We start from the raw sequence: 18,239 nt of genomic DNA, 5'->3' as shown, positions 1-18,239 counted from the left end.
CGGCAGGTCGCTATGGATTAACACAACGCTTGTTGGATAATGATCTCGTCGGTTCCACACGAAGCCGCGGTAGTGGTCTACGTCGAAAGCCCGCGCACATGTTCACTGTCTTGCTCGACACCGCCGACCTCGGCGAAGCCGAGGAGGTCGTCAGCGCCAGCTTCGGGCGTGTCCGGATGGCTGTCGGTGAGCACGGTGTCCCGACCAGGAGCCGCATAGAGCGTGCGATGGTCGGATCGGTGAGTGTCGACGTCGCGGATTTCGACTTCACTTTCAGCTACGCCATGGTCCCCCCGGAGCGGATCCTGCTCGTGCGGGTGCGGTCGGGCGGCATCGACGCGCGGATCGATCGCGGCGCCTTCGAGGGATTCCGGGCCGGTCAGGTCGGGGCGTTCGGCGCCATCGCGGGTGAGTCGCTGATCGGGATGTGTCGCCATGCCAGTACTGACTTGTACTCGGTCGACCGGGCCCTGCTCAGCCATGTGGCTGCGGATTCGCCGGATTCTGAGGACCACGTGCGGCTCACCGGTTCGGTGCCGATATCCCCGGCTGCCGGCGCGCAGTTGGTGGCCGCCCTGGACCACGTGCGCGCAACGGTGGCTACAGACTCTGATGCGGAACGTAATCCGCTCGTCGTGGGGACGGCGCAGCGCTACATCGCGGCCAGCATGCTGGCCACGTTTCCGAACACCGCGGTGCTGGAACCGATCGCTGCGGACCGGCGCGACAGCACTCCCGTCTTATTGCGCCGTGCCATCGCCTTCATCGAGGAAAACGCGGACACCGACATCTCGCTCGCCGACATCGCGGGGGCTGTCTATGTCACACCGCGCGCGCTGCAGTACATGTTCCGCAAGCACCGCGACTGCACGCCGATGGAATACGTCCGCCGCGTCCGGCTGCATCAGGCTCATCTCGACCTCGTCACCGGCGACCAGGCGACGGCGACCGTAGGTGGCGTCGCCCGTCGTTGGGGATTCGGCCACCTGGGTCGCTTCGCCGTCTATTATCGGCAGCACTACGGCCAGAGTCCGCACGTCACGCTTCGCGGCTAGGCGGCATCCCCTGCCGATTTGAGAAGACAGCGCAAGGGGTACAAGGGTTGCGATGAGTACCGATCCTGACGTCGGCCGCCCCTGTGGTGACGACGAGACGGTGCGTGCAACCTTCGACGGCCTGCCGGTGATCGCGTGCGCGCTGGCCGGGCCGCAGCTGCGGCTGGTGGCCTGCAACGCCGCGCACCGCGCCTTCTACCCGAACGCGCTATTGGGCGTGGCAGCCGACGATTTCGGGCCCGAGCTGCGTGAGCAAGGCATCCTGGACATGTACGACCGGGTCTATCAGACCGGGGAACCACTGCACGTCGCCGAGGTGCGTGTCCAGGTCGATCTGGACGGCAGCGGGGTCCGGGAGCGGTTCGTCAACATCACCGCGGTCGCCCAACGCGATTCGCGCGGCGAGATCACCGGTGTCGTGATCGTCGGCGCCGACACCACCGAGTCGGTACAGGCTCGGCTGGCGGCGGAAGAACGGGCCCGGGAGATGGCGGGCCGTTACCAGTCGGCGCGTGCTGCCGCCGGCGTCATGCAGCGGGCGTTGCTGTCGCCGAGCGTGCCGGTGTTGCCGGGCGCTGAGATCGCCGCCGCCTACCTGGTGGCGACCCAGGACACAGCGGCCGGCGGCGACTGGTTCGACGCCCTCACCGACCCTGCCGGGCGACTGCTGCTGGTCGTCGGCGACGTGGTCGGGCACGGCGTGCAAGCGGCGGCGGTCATGGCACAGCTGCGTACCGCGGTGCGAATGCAATTCCACAGTGGCGCGAGCATTCTCGATAGCCTCGCGGCAGTGGACCGGTTTGTCGCGGAGATACCGGGGGCAAAGTCGGCCACCCTGTGCGTCGGCCGGTTGGACACGGCGACAGGGGAATTCGAATACTGCACAGCCGGGCATCCGCCGCCGCTCGTCATTCCCGCCCGCGGCAAGGCGCAGTATCTGCAAAGCACCGGATCGGGCCCCCTGGGCAGCGGGCGGGGTTTCGGCACCCGGAGGGCCACCCTGGCGGTCGGCGACCTGGTCATGCTCTACAGCGACGGAATCATCGAACGGCCGGGTCGCGATCTTGCCGCCAGTGCCGCGGAAGTGGCCGAGGTTACGGCGCGCGTCGCGAGCGGGAAGCCGTTTCCGCTCGACCCTGCCGAGACGCCCGTGGACAGACTGTGTTCACACGCGGTCGAGTTGCTGGTGCGAACCACCGGCTACAGCGACGACATCACGCTGCTGGCCGCCCAGCGCCGCACACCGCCGCCGGCATTGCACATCGAAAGCCGGGCCGATGAGACCGCCGAGCGCACCGTCCGGGCCTCGCTGCGTCAGTGGCTGGCGGGGATGGGCGCCGATGCCGGCAACACCCAGTCCCTGGTGCACGCCGTCAGTGAACTGGTCGCCAACGTGGCCGAACACGCCTACGACTCAGCATCGCCGGGTGACTTCTCCATCGATGCGGAACTCGACTTCGGTGGCCGGGTGCGCGTCGTGGTGGCCGATTCCGGCACCTGGAAGGATGCGGAGAGCGGTGCCCACCGGGGCCGTGGTCTGGCGATTGCGCGAGCGGCCGTGCCTGACACGATCGTCACGCACAGCGGTGACGGCACCACCGCCACCGCCACCCACATCCTGACGCGGCAATCGGTCTACACCGAGCTGGCCGTGCCCGCCCCACGGGTCAGCGCGCCCACGACGTTCGACGTCGGCACCTCCGAGGACGGCTACATCGTCGTCGTGGGTGACGTCGACACGCTCGCCGCCCCCGAACTGAGGGAGGTCCTCTCGGTGCGCAGCCGGGCCGGCACCAGATCTATCCAGGTGGATCTGAGTGCGGTCACCCACCTCGGCTCCGCCGCCGTCAGCGTGCTCGCCGACGCGTGCGATCTTGCCGACCGGCAACGCACGACGTGCACCCTGGTAGCGGTTCCGGGTGGTGTCGCACACGACATCCTCGCCATGGTGGGCCTGCCGGCGACGCACGAACCGGCAGACTCGCAGCTACTCTGATTCGAGTGAAAACAATTCTGGCGCAATGGATTTAGTGCGATAGGTGCGCGTGCCCGAGGACACGGTCAGCACGATGCGCGGCGGTGGGTCCTCCGAACCCGCGGCGTTGTTGGCGGCACTGGCGAACCGTTGCGCATGCCGCAACTCGGTGAGGAAGACCGCATTGCCCTGCGGCGGAATCTCGTGGGGGACGTCGGCGCCGGCGATCGGCTTCTCGACCGGCACCAGCGAGGTGCCGTCGGGATCGGTGCGGATGGCCCAGCCCGCGACGTGGAACGGGCTCCTGCCGGCGTTGACCACCTTCACGCCGATGATCAGCGGAACGTCCTCGAGGAGGTCCGCGACCGCGGCCAGCGACTCGCGCACGTCGGAACTCGCGTCGTTGGTCACCAGCCCGTCAGGCGTGAGCCGCCCGATCACCGGCCTGAGCTTCGGGCGGGGTCGCTGATTGCGGTAGCCGATCAGTTGCCAGCCCAGCGACACCACGGCGAGCACGGTGGCGACCACGCCGAGAACGAACCCCGCGACGCTCATTGCGCACTCCAGAAATCGACCACGGGTCAACGCTACTGGTTAGAGTCGGTGCGTTGGGGGAAGGAGTGGGGCGAGTGAGTAGTTGGATCGTCGCCAATGTTCCATCGTGGCTGCTGCTGATCGTGCTGGTCATCTGCATCGCCGGCGGTGCGGTGCTGGCCCGCAAACTCGTCCGCCGCAAGTACCCGCAGCTCGCCGACGGCGATCACAACGACGCCACGCGGTTCGCGTACGGCGTCGTCGGCTTCGTCTACGCGTTCTTCATCGGGTTCGTCGTCTCCGGCATGTGGAGCCAGATCAATACCGAGGACGGCCAGGCGCGCGACGAGGGCACCGCCGGAATTCAGCTGGCCAGGGACCTCACGGCGTTCGACGGGCCGGACGCCGATCGAATCAGACAAGCGTTGCTGGACTACGAGCGCGCCGCGCTGACCGAGTGGCCATTGGCGGTCCGTGGTTACGAATACCCACCGGCCGACAAGGCGCTACAGCGCGTCTACCTCGCATACCAACAGGTGCAGCCGCACAACGACAACCAGAAATCCTTCCTGGCAACATCTTTCGGAACCCTCGACAAGATGAGTAAGGCGCGCACGGAGCGGGTGATGCAGGCGCAGACCAACACGGGGCCGTCATTCGCGCTATGGACGGTGATCCTGCTGACCAGCGGGCTGGTGCTCAGTTGCGCGATCATCTACGGCGTCGAGCACCCGCGAATCCACAGCGTGATGGTCGCGACCGTGGGTGTGCTGGTGGCCGTGAACCTGTTCCTCGTCCTCGAGCTCTCGCACCCCTTCCTGGGGGAGATGGCGACCTCACCGGACCCGCTGCGCGACGTGATCACCGTCCTGACAGCGTCGAACTAGACCGTGCGGCGCGCCGCCTGATGAAGTTCCACCAAGCACTGGTCCGGTTGTTCGGTGTCTGCGAGGCTGCCGCGTCCTAGCGTCAGGCCGGTTTGGTCGCCGTGACGAACTGCAGCGCCCGCTGCGTCTGCTGTTCGACGTCGGTCAAGCCAGCCTCGCTGAACAGATCGACGAAGGCGTCCTTGTCGAACATGGTCAGTCCGATCAGGCGTGCGGTCGTGTTCAGCGCGAGGTTGATCGGCGGCGGCTGGCCGGCGTAACTGGTCAGAATGGCGATGCGACCACCGGGCCGTAGTACCCGGATCATCTCGCGAGCCACCCGGAACGGTTCGGGTATCAGATACAGCGCGCCGAAACAGCACACCGCGTCGAAGGTTTCGTCGCCGAACGGCAAGTCGCGTGCGTCGCCGCGGACATAGCAGGTCCGTGGCCCGTTGTTGTCCTGCACGGCCCGGGTCAGCATCGGTTCGGAGATGTCAAAGCCCACCGCGAGGCTTCCGGTGGACAGCTGAGCGGCCAAAGGTGCGGTGAAATTGCCTGGCCCGCAGGCCACGTCGAGCAGCCGCGTGGCGCTGCGCAGGTGCAGCGCCGAGGCCGCGCGACGCTCCTCGGCCTGGGTGGTGACGCCGCTGGCCAGGTAGAAGGACGTTGGCCGCCACAGCCCTTCGTAGACCGCCGCGACGAACGGGCTGTTCATGGCGCGCTGCGCAAACGTCGGGACCGGGGCGGCCGTCGACTCGCCCAGCACGTCGAGGTAGCCGTGCCGCAGCGTGGCGGGCCTGCTGAGCAGACTTCGGGTCAGTTCGACCCGGTCCTGGTTATCGATCATTTCTGGTCCATTTCGGGAGGCTCACGTCTTGCCGGCGACCTGCTGCCAGGCTAATGCGAGCGCCTGCGGACTCCTTGCAGGGGCGGTGGCTGACGCCATAACCTGAGGCGGATCGGACCCAAAGCTGGGCCCAAAACGGGTAAGCATGGACGGGATGGCCGAATTGAGCGGCGTGGGGGCCGAAGAACTCGCGGCAATGGACATCTTCAAGGGTTGTCCGGCCGAGGATCTACTACCACTGGCGTCCTGTCTTGCCCCGCTGCAGGCCCCGGCCGGGCAGATGCTGATGCGCCAGGGGGAGCAGGCCGTCTCCTTTCTGCTGATCAACTCCGGCAGCGCCGAGGTGATGCACGTCGGCGACGACGACACGGTGATCGTCGAACAACTGGTGCCCGGCATGATCGTCGGGGAGATCGCGCTGCTCCGCGACATCCCGCGTACCGCGACGGTCACCACGCTGGAACCGGTGACCGGCTGGATCGGCGGCAAAGAGGCGCTGACCCAGATGGTGCATGTCCCCGGGATCATGGACCGGCTGGTCCGCACCGTCCGCCAGCGTCTGGCGGCCTTCATAACACCGATCCCGGTGCAGATGCGCGACGGCAGCCAACTGATGTTGCGTCCCGTTCTCCCCGGTGACAGCGAGCGCACCGTACACGGGCATATTCATTTCTCCAGCGAGACGATCTACCGGCGCTTCATGTCTGCGCGGGTGCCCAGCCTGGCGATGATGCACTACCTGGCCGAGGTCGACTACGTAGACCATTTCGTCTGGGTCATGGTCGACGGCAGCGACCCGGTCGCCGATGCCCGCTTCGTGCGCGACGAGAACGATCCGACGGTCGCCGAAATTGCGTTCACCGTGGCCGACGCGTACCAGGGACGTGGCATCGGAACCTTTCTGATCGGCGCGCTGGCCGTCGCCGCCCGGGTGGACGGTGTCGAAAGATTCTCTGCGCGAATGCTTTCCGACAACCTGCCGATGCGCACCATCATGGACCAGCACGGCGCTGTCTGGCAGCGCGAGGACATCGGGGTCATCACCACCGTCATCGACGTGCCGAGCGAGCTCGGCTTCGGGCACGCCATGGAGGAGCAGATCAAGCAAGTCGCCCGGCAGGTGATCGAGGTGGTGAGTTGATCACCGTGGCAGCCGCCCCGGCGTGATATGAACGGGCATGCGGCCGTTCTGGTTTGGCCCGTTGCCGGTCCTGATGCTGGCGGGCTGCGCGGCCTCGCCCGCGCCCGCTCCGTCGGTGACCTCGCCGACTCCGACCGTGCACGCTGCGGGGATCACGCCCGGCAACATCCGCCGCGTGGGGCGTGAGCTGCCGGCCGGTTACGAGGTGTCCAACATCGCCCGCGCCCCGTCGCCACGCGCCATCTGGGGTCTGGGCGACCACGCGGCGGCCAGCCCTCCGGAGTGCCTCCCGCTGGCCGAACCCGCGGCCGGCCGCGATCAGCCCGCTCAGGGCGTCTCCGGATCGGGGCCGGGCGGAATCGTCGACGCGGTCGTGGTGGCCGCACCGGCGGCACTGCCGCGCGACGTCGTGGCCGCCTGCGGGCACTGGGACCTGACCGCCGGGCGCACCGTGGTGAGTGTGGGGCTCATCGATGCCCCCCAGGTGGAGGGCGCGACAACCCTCGGCATGCTTGCGGACATCCGGGCGGCCGTCGAGTCTGGTAGCGAAATCGATTCACGGGCATACACATTCATCGCCTACCTGGGCGACTACTACGCCTTCACCACGCTCACCACCGATCCCGGATCGATGCTGCCACCGCTGCCGCCGCAGTTCGCGGCCGATCTCCTGGTCAAAACGGTCTCGACGCTGCGCGGCTGAACGGTTGGGTAGATTGGCCACGATGTTGAAGCTGATGCTCGCACTCGGATCGGTGTGCCTGCTCGTCGGCTGCTCCCCGGGAGCCGATCCCGGGCGCTCCACCAAGGGCGACATCGCCAGAATCACCGACCTCAAGTCGAGCTTCGGGCCGGAATTCAAGGTCACCGACATCACCCCGCGCGCGATCGACCCGCAGTTCTTCGCGTCCCGCAAGCTGCCTGACGGGCTCACCTTCGACCCCGCGAACTGCGCCAAGGCGGCCGTCGGCCCCGAAATGCCGGCCGGGGTCGAAGGCAACATGGCCGCCATCTCCGCCGAGGGCAACGGCAACCGCTTCGTGGCTCTCGCCGTCGAGACTTCCAAGCCGCTACCGCTCACCGACCCCGGCAAAGACTGCGCCAAAGTCGGGTTTTCCGGCGCCCAGCTGCGCGGTGCCATCGAGGTCGTCGATGCCCCGAAGATCGACGGCGTCCACACTCAGGCCGTGCACCGGGTGCTGCAGGCGCTGGTCGAGGGGGCGCCGCGCACCGGGGAGCTCTACGACTATTCCGCCCAATTCGGCGACTACCAGGTGATCGTGATCGCCAACCCGCTGGTGGTGCCCGGACAGCCGGTGGCCAAGGTTGATACCCAGCGGGCGCGTGATCTGCTGGTCAAGGCGGTCAGTGCGGTCCGCGGCTAACGCACGTCGCGGGGCCGGAACTGGATGCTGACCCGTGGGCCGGCTGCCCCGGTGGTCTTGGGAACCGCATGCTCCCAGGTGCGTTGGCACGATCCGCCCATCACCAGCAGGTCACCGTGGGCCAGGGGCAATCGCAGAGAGGGGCCGCCGCCGCGTCTGCGCATCGCGAAGGTGCGGGTGGCGCCCAGGCTGACGATCGCCACCATGGTGTCCTGCGAGCTGCTGCGACCGATGGTGTCGCCGTGCCAGGCCACGCTGTCCGACCCATCGCGGTAACAGCACAAACCGACGGTGGTGAAGGGTTCCCCTAACTCGCCGCCGTAGATGTCGTTGAGCCGGCGGCGCAGGCGGGACAGCGCGGGGTGCGGCGGAGCTTCGACCGCTAAGTCATGGAAACTGACCAGCCGGGGTACGTCGACCACCCGGTCGTACATCTGCCGGCGTTCGGCCCGCCAGGGCACCGTGCGCAGCAGCGCCTGCAGCAGCTCGAGCCCGTCAAACGGGCCGTCCCGCAGCCAGTTCGCCCGGATGTCGATGAAGGCGCCGTCACCGAGTTGCCTGCGTTCGTTGTGCTCGAAGAGCGAGCCCTGAGCCGCGATCGCCACGGACCCCAGTCTATCGCACACCAGTTCGATCATCCGGCGTGTGGCGCGCCCGATACGGCCCGCGCGGCTACGGTTTGATCTGTGGGTGTGGAGCTGGGCGTCAATTCCGAGGTGGGCGCGCTGCGGGTTGCCATCCTGCACCGCCCGGGTGCGGAACTGTGCCGGCTCAACCCCAGCAACAACGACCAGTTGTTGTTCGACGGGTTGCCCTGGGTCGCGCGGGCGCAGGACGAGCACGACCAGTTCGCCGAGTTGCTGCGCAGCCGCGGTGTGGAAGTGCTGCTGCTGTCGCAGTTGCTGACCGAGGCGCTGCAGCACAGCGGTGCCGCGCGGATGCAGGGCGTGGCAGCGGCGGTCGATGCCCGACGGCTGGGACCCATTCTGGCGCAACAGCTTTCGGAGTACCTGAGAGGTCTCGAGCCGGCCGCGCTGGCCGACGTGCTCACCGCCGGCATGACCTTCGAGGAACTCCCGCCGAGCACCCGCAGTGGCGTGTCGCTGGTACTGCGGATGCACCACGGCGCGGATTTCGTCATCGAACCGCTGCCGAACCTGGTGTTCACCCGCGACTCGTCGATCTGGATCGGGCCCCGGGTGGTGATCCCGTCGCTGGCGTTGCGGGCGCGCAGGCGCGAGGCTTCGCTGACCGACATCATCTACGCGCACCACCCGCGGTTCACCGGCGTGCGGCGGGCCTACGAGTCGCGCACGGCCCCGGTTGAGGGCGGCGATGTGTTGCTGCTCGCTCCGGGCGTCATTGCGGTAGGCGTAGGGGAGCGGACCACGCCGGCGGGCGCAGAAGCGTTGGCGCGCAGCCTCTTCGACGACGATCTGGCGCACACCGTGCTCGCTGTGCCGATCGCCCAGAAGCGCGCGCAGATGCACCTGGACACCGTCTGCACGATGGTCGACACCGACACGGTGGTGATGTATGCCAACGTCGTCGACACATTGTCGGCGTTCACCCTGCGGCGCACCGCGGCCGGTGTGGTGATCGCGGACGCCGAACCGTTCGCGGAGGCGGCCGCCACCGCGATCGGCATCGAGAAACTTCGTGTGATCGACACCGGCCGCGACCCCGTCGTCGCCGAACGCGAGCAGTGGGACGACGGCAACAACACCCTTGCTCTGGCGCCGGGGGTCGTCGTCGCCTATGAGCGCAACGTCGCGACCAATGCCCGGCTGCGTGACGCCGGCATCGAGGTGCTCACCATCTCGGGCTCGGAACTGGGCACTGGGCGCGGCGGGCCACGGTGCATGTCCTGCCCGGCCGCCCGCGATCCGCTCTAAGTCGTTGTCGCGCCGAGATTGCCGTGGGGGTCGCACCAGTGGTGGGTTTCGCAGCCGCCATGGCAATCTGGGTGACCCTCGCGCCGTCGTAGCGGGTTATCAACAGCCGGCGGCTTCCTGGCTGGGCGAGCTGAGGTGATTCCCGCACGATCGGCACGTGTCACAGGTCTTTCGCGGCAGCGAAGCGCTCGCCGGCGGCGCGCTCACCCGCGGCCAATTGCGTTGGAACTACCGAAAAATCCATCACGACGTATATCTGCCGAAAGACGCATCCAGGACGCTGTGGGACAACATCTCTGCGGCATGGCTGTGGTCGGGCCGCCGGGGAGTCATCACCGGTCGTGCGGCCGCGGCACTGCACGGAGCGAAGTGGGTTGACGACTTCGCGCCGGTCGAGCTGCTAGGCCCCTTCAATCATCCGCCGCCCGGTGTGATCGTTCGCCGGGAACGGATCATCGCCGAGGAGATCACGGAGCTGGCCGGCGTCCCCGTGACGACGCCGGCGCGAACGGCTTTCGATCTGGGCCGGCACCTCCCGCGCAACCTGGCCGTCAGGCACCTCGACGCACTGTGCGCCGCGACTGGGCTGGTCGAATACGACGTGCAGCCGCTGTTCGCTCGATACCAGGGGGCCAGGGGACGCGATCATGCCGAAAAGCGTTGTGCCTGATGGACGCTGGCGCTGCGTCCCCGCGGGAAAGCTGGTTGAGGCTGCTGCTCATCGACGGTGGCCTACCGCGACCCGCCACTCAGATCCCAGTGCGGGACGCGACAGGCCACCTGTTGGCGTATCTGGATCTGGGCTGGGAGGGGCCGATGGTCGCGGTCGAGTACGACGGCGACCAGCACCGCACCGAGCGCGGGCAGTACGTGAAAGACATCAGGCGATGGGAGATGGTCGAAGATCTCGGCTGGCGGGTCGTCAGGGTGGTCAAGGAAGACCGGCCCAGCCGCATCCTCGAGCGCGTGCGGGACGCGCTGGCAGCCCGCGGATTCGCGACCTGACGTCCCCGAGATTGCGGCCACGGTCGCGACAAGCGGGCGAGACGCGACCGCTACGGCAATTTCGGCGCTAAAAGGTCACCGCCAGCTGGGCAGCCAGATCTCCATATCCCAGGTCTGCTGCGAGATCGGCAGACCGGTCAGCACCGGGAACAGCCAGGCGAAGTTCGTCACCACGAGCGACACATAGCAACAGACCAGGATCAGCCCGAGCGTGCGCCGCTCCTTGTTCTGTCCCGGCTGGTGCAGGATGTCGCCGAGGATCAGCGCGATGCCCATCACCAGGAACGGACCCATCGTCGCCGCATAGAAGAAGTACATCTGCCGGTCGATATCGGCGAACCACGGCAGCCACCCGGCGCAGTAGCCCACCCACACCACCGCGTAGCGCCAGTCGCGGCGTACCACCATGCGCCATGTGGTGTAGAGCAGCACCGGTACCGCCAGCCACCACAACGCCGGGGTGCCCACCAGCATCACTGCCTTGACGCAGGACTGCGCCCCACAGCCGGGCACATTGTTCTGGTCGATGGCGTACAGCACCGGCCGCAGCGACATCGGCCAGCTCCACGGCTTGGATTCCCAAGGGTGGTGGTTGCCCGCGGAATTGGTCAGGGTCGCGTGGAAGTGGAAAGCCTTCGCGGTGTAGTACCACAGCGATCGGATGGCGTCGGGCAGCGGCACTTCGCTGTTCGGCCCGATCGTCTGGCCCACCTGATGGCGGTCGATCGCCGTCTCCGAGGCGAACCAGCCCGCATAGCTCGCCAGATAGACGGCGAACGGGATCAGCACCGATGCGTACAGAGACGGGATGAGATCGCGCCTCAGCGTTCCCAGCCAGGGTCGGGGCACCTGGTACTGACGCCGGGCGGCGATGTCGAAGGCCAGCGACATGACGCCGAAGAACGCGATGAAGTACAGGCCGGACCACTTGGTCCCGAAGGCCAGGCCGAGCAGCACCCCGGCGCCGAAGCGCCACCAGCGCACCCCCAGCCGCGGACCCCACACCGTCTCGGCGCAGCGCCCTTCGAGGTAGGCGTTGTGCATCCGCGCGCGAACCTGGTCCCGGTCGACGACGAGCGCGCCGAAGGCCGCCACCACAAAGAACGTGAGGAATCCGTCCAACAGTGCCGTCCGGGCCGTCACGAAGCTGACTCCGTCGCAGATCACCAGCACCCCGGCGATGCCGCCGACCAGACTCGACCGGCTGATGCGCCGCACGATCCGGGTCACCAGCACCACCAGACCCACGCCCAGCAGCGCGCCGGTGAACCGCCAGCCCACTCCGGTGTAACCGAACAGCGCCTCACCGATCGCGATCAGCTGTTTGCCGACCGGCGGATGCACGACCAGCCCGAACCCCGGGTTGTCCTCGATCCAGTGGTTGTGCAGGGTCTGCCAGGCCTGCGGGGCGTAGTGCTTCTCGTCGAATATCGGTGTGCCCGAGTCGGTCGGCGAGCCCAGATTGAGGAAGCGGGTCGCCGTCGCCAGCACGGCGATCACGGCGGTCACGAGCCAGCCGCGCAACCGATCTACCGGCCCGAAGTCGGCGACGGGCACCAGGGGGGCCGGGCTGACCGTGGCTGACGGGCCGGGGTCCGCGCGCCCAACGCCGACCTCCGCGTCAGGGCCGGCCTCGCGGATGGAGGTTTCTTGGGGCGGGGCGGTCATCACGTCGATCGTAGGCTGTCCGTCATGACCACTGGGCGCCTGTTACTGGGTGCGACGCCGTTGGGGCAGCCTGCGGATGCGTCGCCACGCCTGATCGAAGCATTGGCCGAAGCCGATGTGGTAGCCGCCGAGGACACCCGGCGGGTGCGAAACCTGGCCAAGGCCCTCGATGTCACGATCGGGGGCCGGGTACTCAGCCTGTTCGACCGGGTCGAGAGCACCCGGGTGGGGACGCTGGTGGACGCGATCGGTTCCGGTGCCACCGTGCTGGTGGTCAGCGATGCCGGGATGCCGATAATCAGCGATCCCGGCTACCGATTGGTCACCGCCTGCATCGAAGCGGGTCTGCCGGTGCAGTGCCTGCCCGGCCCGTCGGCGGTGACGACTGCGCTGGTGGTGTCCGGGCTGCCGGCCGAGAAGTTCTGCTTCGAGGGCTTCGCGCCCCGCAAAGGATCGGCGCGCCGCACCTGGCTGGCCGGCCTGGCCGACGAACGGCGCACCTGCGTGTTCTTCGAATCCCCGCGCCGGCTGGCAGCGTGTCTGCGCGACGCGGTCGAGCAGCTCGGCGGCGCCCGGCAGGCCGCGATCTGCCGGGAACTGACCAAAGTGCACGAGGAAGTGGTGCGCGGATCACTCGACGAGCTGGCGGCCTGGGCGGCCGACGGCGTGCTCGGCGAGGTCACCGTCGTGCTGGCCGGGGCAACGCCGCGGGCCGATCTTTCGACGCTGGTCGGCGACCTGGTCGCCGAGGTGGAGAATCTGGTGGCCGGTGGCATCCGCATCAAGGACGCGTGCAGCCACGTAGCCGCCGGATACCCGGATGTGCGGTCGCGACAGCTCTACGACGCTGTGCTCAAGTCCCGTCGCGAGATGGAGCCAGAGGCTTAGGAAGAGCCAGGAACAGGCCTCTTGCTCAGAAGCAGGGGCCGCCTGGGATCGGGCACAGCGGCGGGTGCGGAATCGCCGGCAGCGCGGGCAGCGGCGGCGGAGCCGGCAGCGGGGGCAGACCCTGCGGAAGCGGGGGCAGACCCTGGGGCAGCGAGGTGGGGATGCCGGCCGCGGCGGCCATGGCCGGCAGCGCGGCGAGCACCGTGGCCGGGTCCACACCCGGCAGCGCCGGCGCACCGCCGAGCAGCGCGGGCAGCACCGCCGCCAGCGTCGCGGGATTGACCCCCGGGATACCGCCACCGGTCAGGGCCGGCAGCGCGGCCGCCAGCGCAGCCGGGTCGATCCCCGGCAGCGGCGGCAGACCCGGGATACCGGCGGCGATCGCCGGCAGGGCGGCAACCAGCGCTGCCGGGTTCACCCCCGGCAGACTCGGCAGACCCGGGATACCGCCGGCGGCGGCCAGCGCCAGCAGGTCCGTCGGCGACACACCCGGCAGGCCGGGCAGGCCGGACGAGGCCAGCGCCATCAGGCTCGCCGGCGAGATGTCGGGCAGGCCCGGCAGGCTGATGCCGGGCAGGCCACCGGCCGCGGCCAGGCCGATCAGACCCGCAGGCGAGATACCCGGCAGGCCGGGGATGCTGAGGGCGGGCAGGCCCGGCAGGCTCAGCGCGGGCAGGGCGGCGGCCGGCAGGGCCGCGGCTGCCGAGGGCAGCAGCATCGAGCTGAGCGAGTTGATCGTGCCCTGCGCCGCGGGCAGGATGCCCGAGGACTGCAGGGCGTTATAGGCCAACACCACGTAGGTGACGGCGAGCGCGCTGGTGGACACCACGCTGGCGACCGTGTTTCCGACGCCGAGGACGCCGTTGACGACGGCGGAGGCCGCGTTCACCCCGTAAGGCACGCCGGCCAGGCCGGCAACCCCGCCGGCATAGCCATAAAGGTCGGGTAGGCCGGGGATGCCCATGCCGGGAACGTCACCGATGCCGGGAAGCGCCGCGGCGTTCGGGTCGAAGCCCGGTGGCAGCGCGCTGGCGGGAGGCGAGGCGGGGGTGACGGTGTTGTCCGAACCGGGCAGCAGCCCCGGTCCGGCGGGCGACGGACCCGGAGGCGTGTAGGCCGCCGGCTCGGCGGGCGGACGGGGCGCTACCGCCGACGATGGTGGCTGCGGCGGCTCAAGGGCCGACGGGGCACCACCGGAGGTTGCGGCGGGGGGCTTGCCGGTTTCGGGCATGAGGACCGATGCCAACTTGTCACACTGCTGACCTGCACTGCAGGTCCCGCCGACCGTCGTCCGGCTCTGGTTGGAGATCGTCAACGGCGCAACCGCCAGCGCACCACCCAACACGGCGGCAGCCGCAGCGCCCGCGATGGCAACTCTCATGACAATCCTCTCCCGACCCTTCGGAACCCCTCGCGTCTGACGCGCGAAAGACACGCGTCGATGGCAGAAGCTTATGCGTACCCGGCGGCCCATGTGGCCGATCGGAAAAATTCGCACCAGTCAACTATGCGTTCGCAGATTTGCTGAGCTAACTCACCCGGCTCGCCGTCGCGGACGTTTGCAGCCCTACCACGGGCGCGGCTTTGTGCAGGCACTCGGCCCACTCGGCGTCCGGGTCGGAGTCTGCTGTGATGCCGCCGCCGACGCCCAGCACGGCATTGTCGAGTGCGTCGAATTCGACGGTGCGGATTGCCACGTTGAGTTCACAGCCCGCCACTGGTGATGCCATTCCGACTGTCCCGCAATATATTCCGCGACGATTGCGTTCCCACTGCGAAATAAGCTGGCGGGCACGTAGTTTGGGGGTTCCGGTGACCGACGCCGGTGGGAAGGTGGCGTCCAGCAGCTGCGCCATCGGGAGCTCGGCGGGCACCTGCGCCGACACCGTCGACACCAAGTGCCACACTCCGGGTGCGCGCCGCACCACCAGCAGTTCGGGAACGGTTACCGTACCGGTAATCGCCACTCGCCCAAGGTCATTGCGGACCAGATCGACGATCATGATGTTCTCGGCGACTTCTTTGGGCGACGCCCGCAGCGCCGACGGCCAGGCATCCAGCGGCAGCGTTCCCTTGATCGGGCTGGACGTCACCACGTCGTCCCTGCGGCGCAGAAACAGTTCCGGCGAAAGTGAGGCGACCGCCCCCCATGGTCCAGCGACGAACGCGGCCCGGGCGGGGGAGGTCCGGGCCACGCCGTCGATGAAGAAGTCCAGCGGCGATCCGCTGACGGTCCCGGTGAACTGAGTGCACACACAAGCCTGGTAAACCTCGCCTGCCGCGATCGCCTCCAGGCACGCCAGCACACCATTGCGGTGTGCTGAGCGGTCCCCGGCCACCCATTCGATCTGGCACGTGGGTGCCGTTCTGGGGGTTGGCGCCAAGGCATCGGCCAACCAGGCCGCCAGAGGCGCACCGGACAGGCTCTCGTACCACCATTGTCCGTCCCGATCCCGGCGCAAGACGCAGTCGGTCCAGCCGCCGGCGGCCTCCGGAATGCGGTGGGGCCGCCCGTCGGCTCCGGCGTCGGGGTAAGACAGGAACCCGATCCAGCCCCCGCCTACCGCACCCAGCTGGGACTCTGTCGTCGGCTCGGTGCCGGCGGAGAACACCTCGCCCGCCGCAACCGGGCGCACCGGCACACTGGGCGCGATCACGGCCAGCGCTCCGAACCACTCACCGGTCAGTGCGGCCGGCGGCGGCAAGCCGAGCCGGCTGGTGGCGCGGCCGATGGCGCGCAGCACCTGCGGCGCGCCACCCAGATCGCCCAGCCGGTCGATTCGCACCGCTCTAGCTTGTCAGAACGGGGGATTCCGGCACGAGCCGAAGGTCAGCGCCGACTGATCTGCCGGGCGTTGCCCAGCGCCACCAACTTGTCGGGGTTGCGCATCGCGTAGAAGTTGGTGATCTTGTCGTCGACGATCTCGACCGTGATGACGCCCTCCATCTGGCCGGCGAGGTACAGCACCACCGCGGGGGCGCTGTTGCAGTTCACCGTCTCGACATGCAGCTGCGCGTGCGTCTTGCGCAGCAGGCCGACGATGGCCCTGGCCACCTTTTCGGCACCTACCACCGGCTTGCGGGCCGCGCTGACCTTGCCGCCTCCGTCGGCCATCCAGACGGCGTCCGGGGCCAGCATGCCGACCAGCGCCTCGACGTCACCGTTGGCCGCCGTGGCCAGGAACTGTGCGGTGATCTCCGCGTTGCGCCGGGAGTCGACCGACCCGAAGCGCTTGCGCCGCGCGTGCACGTGTTCGCGCGCCCGGTGGGCGACCTGTCGCACCGTGGCCGCGGGCTTGCCGACGGATTCGGCGATCTCGGCGTAGTCGAAGCCGAAGACTTCCCGCAGCACGAACACCGCGCGTTCGTCCGGGGTCAGCGTCTCCAGCAGGATCAGCATGGCCATCGACACCGACTCGGCCAGGACGACATCGGCCGAGGCGTCCTGGTCCTCGAGCAGCAGTGGTTCGGGCAGCCAGGGCCCGACGTACTCCTCGCGGCGGCGCGCCTGGGCCCGCAGCGCGTTGAGCGCCTGCCGGGTGACCAGTTGGGCCAGGTAGGACTTGGTGTCCCGAACGGTCGACAGGTCGACGTCGGCCCACCGCAGGTAGCTGTCCTGCAGCACGTCGTCGGCTTCGGTTGCCGACCCCAGAATCTCGTAGGCGATGGTGAACAGCAGCGGGCGCAGCAGGGTGAAGCGTTCCGCGTGCCCGCTGCTGTCCGATGCGTCGGTCACCGCAGTGCGGCCTGCTCGTCCGCGCTCAGCCGCGCGGGCCGGTTGCCACCCTTGAGCCAGCGGTACCAGCCTGGCTTGGCGGCTTCCTTGCGCAGGCCCCACAGCGTGCCCTTGCAGACCAGCTCCTTGATCGACGCCGCTGTGCGCCCACCGATGTACAGGTTCACCGGGGTGTCGTCGGTGCGGGCCAGTTGGATGGTGCCGAAGGTGCGGCCGACGCTGATGCACTGCCCGGTGAATGCCTGGTTGAGCAGCGCCGGAGCGGTTCTGGCGAGGCGGGACAACACGGTGTTGGCGGCTTGGGCGGCCAGCGGAATGGCCGCCTGGCAGCTCATCCGCAGCGGCTGGTTGGAGGGCGCGGCGGCGTCGCCGGCGGCGACGATGCGCTCGTCGCTGATGCTGGTCAATGTTTCGTCGGTGAGCAGCCGGCCCAGCGAGTCGGTGTGCAGCCCGCTGCGTGCGGCCAGGTCGGGGACGCCGAAGCCCGCCGTCCAGACCGTCACTGCGCTGGGAAGCATGGTGCCGTCGCCGAGCGCGACCGAATCCCAGCGCACCTCGGTGACGGTGGCGGATTCCAGGATGTTCACCCCGAGTTTGCGCAACTGCTTGGCGACCGAACGCCGTCCCGGGCCGCTCAGCGACGGCCCCAGGATCCCACCGCAGACCAGGGTCACCGCGCGGCCCTGTTCGGCGAGTTCGCCGGCGGCCTCGATGCCGGTCAGGCCGGCGCCGACGACGGTGACGGGCGCCTGCAATGGCAGGTCCGCGAGTGCGTAGCGCAGCTTCTGCGCGCCCTCCAGCTCGGCCAGGACGTGGGCGTACTCCGTGGCGCCGGGCACCGCGACGGGTGCGGCGCCGGTGCTGCCGATCGCATAGATCAGATAGTCGTAGTCCAGCGCGGCACCCGAGGCGAGCAGGACCCGCCGCGCGGCGGCGTCGATGTGATCGGCGGTATCGACCACCAGCCGGACACCCGTGCCCAGCAGCGTGCCGTAGTCGGCGGTGGCGGTAGCAGTGCCGGCGGCCAGTTGGTGCAGCCGGATCCGCTCGACGAACTGCGGGCGCGGGTTGACCATGGTGATGTCGACGTCGGTACGCAGCCGAAGGTGGTTGGCCGCCATCGTCCCGGCGTAGCCGCCGCCGAGCACGACGACGTGCGCCTTCCGGTCGGTGGGATTCGGTCGTTCAGACATCGTTGTCTCCTTCTCGGTGTGCGGTTACACCCTTCAGACACCGTGGGC

The 18,239-nt window shown here is 68.7% G+C and carries 16 protein-coding genes and 1 pseudogene; 9 read left to right on the top strand and 8 right to left on the bottom strand.

What is annotated here, in order from left to right; translation table 11 throughout:
- Positions 1 to 98: 98 nt before the first annotated feature.
- Both QXK92_RS24325 and QXK92_RS24320 read left to right on the top strand, forming a co-directional pair.
- Positions 99 to 1,055: a helix-turn-helix transcriptional regulator gene (locus tag QXK92_RS24325; protein ID WP_306245833.1), complete on the top strand. Its 957-nt coding sequence runs from the start codon at positions 99 to 101 to the stop codon at positions 1,053 to 1,055.
- Between the two features lie 52 nt (positions 1,056 to 1,107).
- Complete coding sequence (locus QXK92_RS24320; protein ID WP_306245830.1) at positions 1,108 to 3,051, top strand: SpoIIE family protein phosphatase; 1,944 nt, start codon at positions 1,108 to 1,110, stop codon at positions 3,049 to 3,051.
- On the opposite strand, the gene QXK92_RS24315 is transcribed toward QXK92_RS24320, so the two are convergent.
- Positions 3,043 to 3,585: a hypothetical protein gene (locus tag QXK92_RS24315; RefSeq protein WP_306245828.1), complete on the bottom strand. Its 543-nt coding sequence runs from the start codon at positions 3,583 to 3,585 to the stop codon at positions 3,043 to 3,045. The two genes, QXK92_RS24320 and QXK92_RS24315, sit on opposite strands and share 9 nt — an antisense overlap.
- 74 nt (positions 3,586 to 3,659) lie before the next feature.
- Between QXK92_RS24315 and QXK92_RS24310 the strand changes: the two genes are divergently transcribed.
- A complete protein-coding gene (locus QXK92_RS24310) occupies positions 3,660 to 4,451 on the top strand; it encodes a DUF4239 domain-containing protein (RefSeq protein WP_306245826.1) in 792 nt (263 codons plus the stop codon).
- Between the two features lie 82 nt (positions 4,452 to 4,533).
- Here QXK92_RS24310 and QXK92_RS24305 read toward each other — a convergent pair whose 3' ends face one another.
- Complete coding sequence (locus QXK92_RS24305) at positions 4,534 to 5,280, bottom strand: class I SAM-dependent methyltransferase (protein ID WP_306245824.1); 747 nt, start codon at positions 5,278 to 5,280, stop codon at positions 4,534 to 4,536.
- A gap of 145 nt (positions 5,281 to 5,425) precedes the next feature.
- Here QXK92_RS24305 and QXK92_RS24300 point away from each other — a divergent pair, with 145 nt between their 5' ends.
- From QXK92_RS24300 to QXK92_RS24290, 3 genes are read left to right on the top strand one after another with little or no spacing between them, the layout of a single operon-like run.
- Complete coding sequence (locus QXK92_RS24300) at positions 5,426 to 6,421, top strand: GNAT family N-acetyltransferase (protein WP_306245822.1); 996 nt, start codon at positions 5,426 to 5,428, stop codon at positions 6,419 to 6,421.
- A 37-nt stretch (positions 6,422 to 6,458) separates the two neighbouring features.
- Complete coding sequence (locus QXK92_RS24295) at positions 6,459 to 7,124, top strand: DUF5642 family protein (RefSeq protein WP_306245821.1); 666 nt, start codon at positions 6,459 to 6,461, stop codon at positions 7,122 to 7,124.
- A 22-nt stretch (positions 7,125 to 7,146) separates the two neighbouring features.
- The gene (locus QXK92_RS24290; RefSeq protein ID WP_306245819.1) at positions 7,147 to 7,806 is read left to right on the top strand and encodes a DUF5642 family protein; all 660 of its coding nucleotides are present in this window, start codon (positions 7,147 to 7,149) and stop codon (positions 7,804 to 7,806) included.
- Here the strand turns inward: QXK92_RS24290 and QXK92_RS24285 are convergent.
- Entirely contained in the window at positions 7,803 to 8,411 is a 609-nt protein-coding gene (locus QXK92_RS24285) for an alpha-ketoglutarate-dependent dioxygenase AlkB (RefSeq protein WP_306245817.1), read from the bottom strand. The two genes, QXK92_RS24290 and QXK92_RS24285, sit on opposite strands and share 4 nt — an antisense overlap.
- Positions 8,412 to 8,492: 81 nt before the next feature.
- Between QXK92_RS24285 and arcA the strand changes: the two genes are divergently transcribed.
- Positions 8,493 to 9,701 (top strand): arginine deiminase, encoded by a 1,209-nt coding sequence (gene arcA, locus QXK92_RS24280; protein WP_306245815.1) that lies wholly within the window; start codon positions 8,493 to 8,495, stop codon positions 9,699 to 9,701.
- A gap of 157 nt (positions 9,702 to 9,858) precedes the next feature.
- Positions 9,859 to 10,706 (top strand): annotated as a pseudogene (locus QXK92_RS24275) (hypothetical protein).
- A 75-nt stretch (positions 10,707 to 10,781) separates the two neighbouring features.
- On the opposite strand, the gene QXK92_RS24270 reads toward QXK92_RS24275, so the two are convergent.
- Positions 10,782 to 12,374 (bottom strand): dolichyl-phosphate-mannose--protein mannosyltransferase, encoded by a 1,593-nt coding sequence (locus QXK92_RS24270; RefSeq protein ID WP_306245813.1) that lies wholly within the window; start codon positions 12,372 to 12,374, stop codon positions 10,782 to 10,784.
- A 24-nt stretch (positions 12,375 to 12,398) separates the two neighbouring features.
- On the opposite strand from QXK92_RS24270, the gene rsmI reads away from it, so the two are divergent.
- Entirely contained in the window at positions 12,399 to 13,262 is an 864-nt protein-coding gene (gene rsmI / locus QXK92_RS24265) for a 16S rRNA (cytidine(1402)-2'-O)-methyltransferase (protein WP_306245811.1), read from the top strand.
- A 25-nt stretch (positions 13,263 to 13,287) separates the two neighbouring features.
- Here rsmI and QXK92_RS24260 read toward each other — a convergent pair whose 3' ends face one another.
- The 4 genes from QXK92_RS24260 to QXK92_RS24245 all read right to left on the bottom strand — a co-directional run bounded on the left by QXK92_RS24260 (position 13,288) and on the right by QXK92_RS24245 (position 18,191).
- Positions 13,288 to 14,643: a hypothetical protein gene (locus tag QXK92_RS24260; protein WP_306245809.1), complete on the bottom strand. Its 1,356-nt coding sequence runs from the start codon at positions 14,641 to 14,643 to the stop codon at positions 13,288 to 13,290.
- 148 nt (positions 14,644 to 14,791) lie between these two features.
- Positions 14,792 to 16,048 (bottom strand): aminodeoxychorismate synthase component I, encoded by a 1,257-nt coding sequence (locus QXK92_RS24255; RefSeq protein WP_306245807.1) that lies wholly within the window; start codon positions 16,046 to 16,048, stop codon positions 14,792 to 14,794.
- Between the two features lie 44 nt (positions 16,049 to 16,092).
- Positions 16,093 to 16,998, bottom strand: a complete 906-nt coding sequence (locus tag QXK92_RS24250) for an RNA polymerase sigma-70 factor (RefSeq protein ID WP_306245805.1) — start codon at positions 16,996 to 16,998, stop codon at positions 16,093 to 16,095.
- Positions 16,995 to 18,191, bottom strand: a complete 1,197-nt coding sequence (locus QXK92_RS24245; RefSeq protein ID WP_306245802.1) for an NAD(P)/FAD-dependent oxidoreductase — start codon at positions 18,189 to 18,191, stop codon at positions 16,995 to 16,997. The genes QXK92_RS24250 and QXK92_RS24245 overlap by 4 nt, the downstream gene beginning before the upstream one ends.
- Positions 18,192 to 18,239 lie beyond the last annotated feature (48 nt).

The sequence above is a fragment of the Mycobacterium sp. TY815 genome (genome assembly GCF_030755135.1).
GTDB lineage: Bacteria > Actinomycetota > Actinomycetes > Mycobacteriales > Mycobacteriaceae > Mycobacterium.
The sequence above is the reverse complement of the archived record's forward strand: the minus strand, read 5'-3'. Positions and strand labels throughout refer to the sequence as shown.

What these genes read in the sequence shown, in the direction of transcription:
- QXK92_RS24325 (WP_306245833.1), top strand. Translation starts at nt 99, where the DNA reads ATGTTCACTGTCTTGCTCGACACCGCCGACCTCGGCGAAGCCGAGGAG.
- QXK92_RS24320 (WP_306245830.1), top strand. Translation starts at nt 1,108, where the DNA reads ATGAGTACCGATCCTGACGTCGGCCGCCCCTGTGGTGACGACGAGACG.
- QXK92_RS24315 (WP_306245828.1), bottom strand. Translation starts at nt 3,585, where the DNA reads ATGAGCGTCGCGGGGTTCGTTCTCGGCGTGGTCGCCACCGTGCTCGCC.
- QXK92_RS24305 (WP_306245824.1), bottom strand. Translation starts at nt 5,280, where the DNA reads ATGATCGATAACCAGGACCGGGTCGAACTGACCCGAAGTCTGCTCAGC.
- QXK92_RS24300 (WP_306245822.1), top strand. Translation starts at nt 5,426, where the DNA reads ATGGACGGGATGGCCGAATTGAGCGGCGTGGGGGCCGAAGAACTCGCG.
- QXK92_RS24295 (WP_306245821.1), top strand. Translation starts at nt 6,459, where the DNA reads ATGCGGCCGTTCTGGTTTGGCCCGTTGCCGGTCCTGATGCTGGCGGGC.
- QXK92_RS24290 (WP_306245819.1), top strand. Translation starts at nt 7,147, where the DNA reads ATGTTGAAGCTGATGCTCGCACTCGGATCGGTGTGCCTGCTCGTCGGC.
- QXK92_RS24270 (WP_306245813.1), bottom strand. Translation starts at nt 12,374, where the DNA reads ATGACCGCCCCGCCCCAAGAAACCTCCATCCGCGAGGCCGGCCCTGAC.
- rsmI (WP_306245811.1), top strand. Translation starts at nt 12,399, where the DNA reads ATGACCACTGGGCGCCTGTTACTGGGTGCGACGCCGTTGGGGCAGCCT.
- QXK92_RS24260 (WP_306245809.1), bottom strand. Translation starts at nt 14,643, where the DNA reads ATGAGAGTTGCCATCGCGGGCGCTGCGGCTGCCGCCGTGTTGGGTGGT.
- QXK92_RS24245 (WP_306245802.1), bottom strand. Translation starts at nt 18,191, where the DNA reads ATGTCTGAACGACCGAATCCCACCGACCGGAAGGCGCACGTCGTCGTG.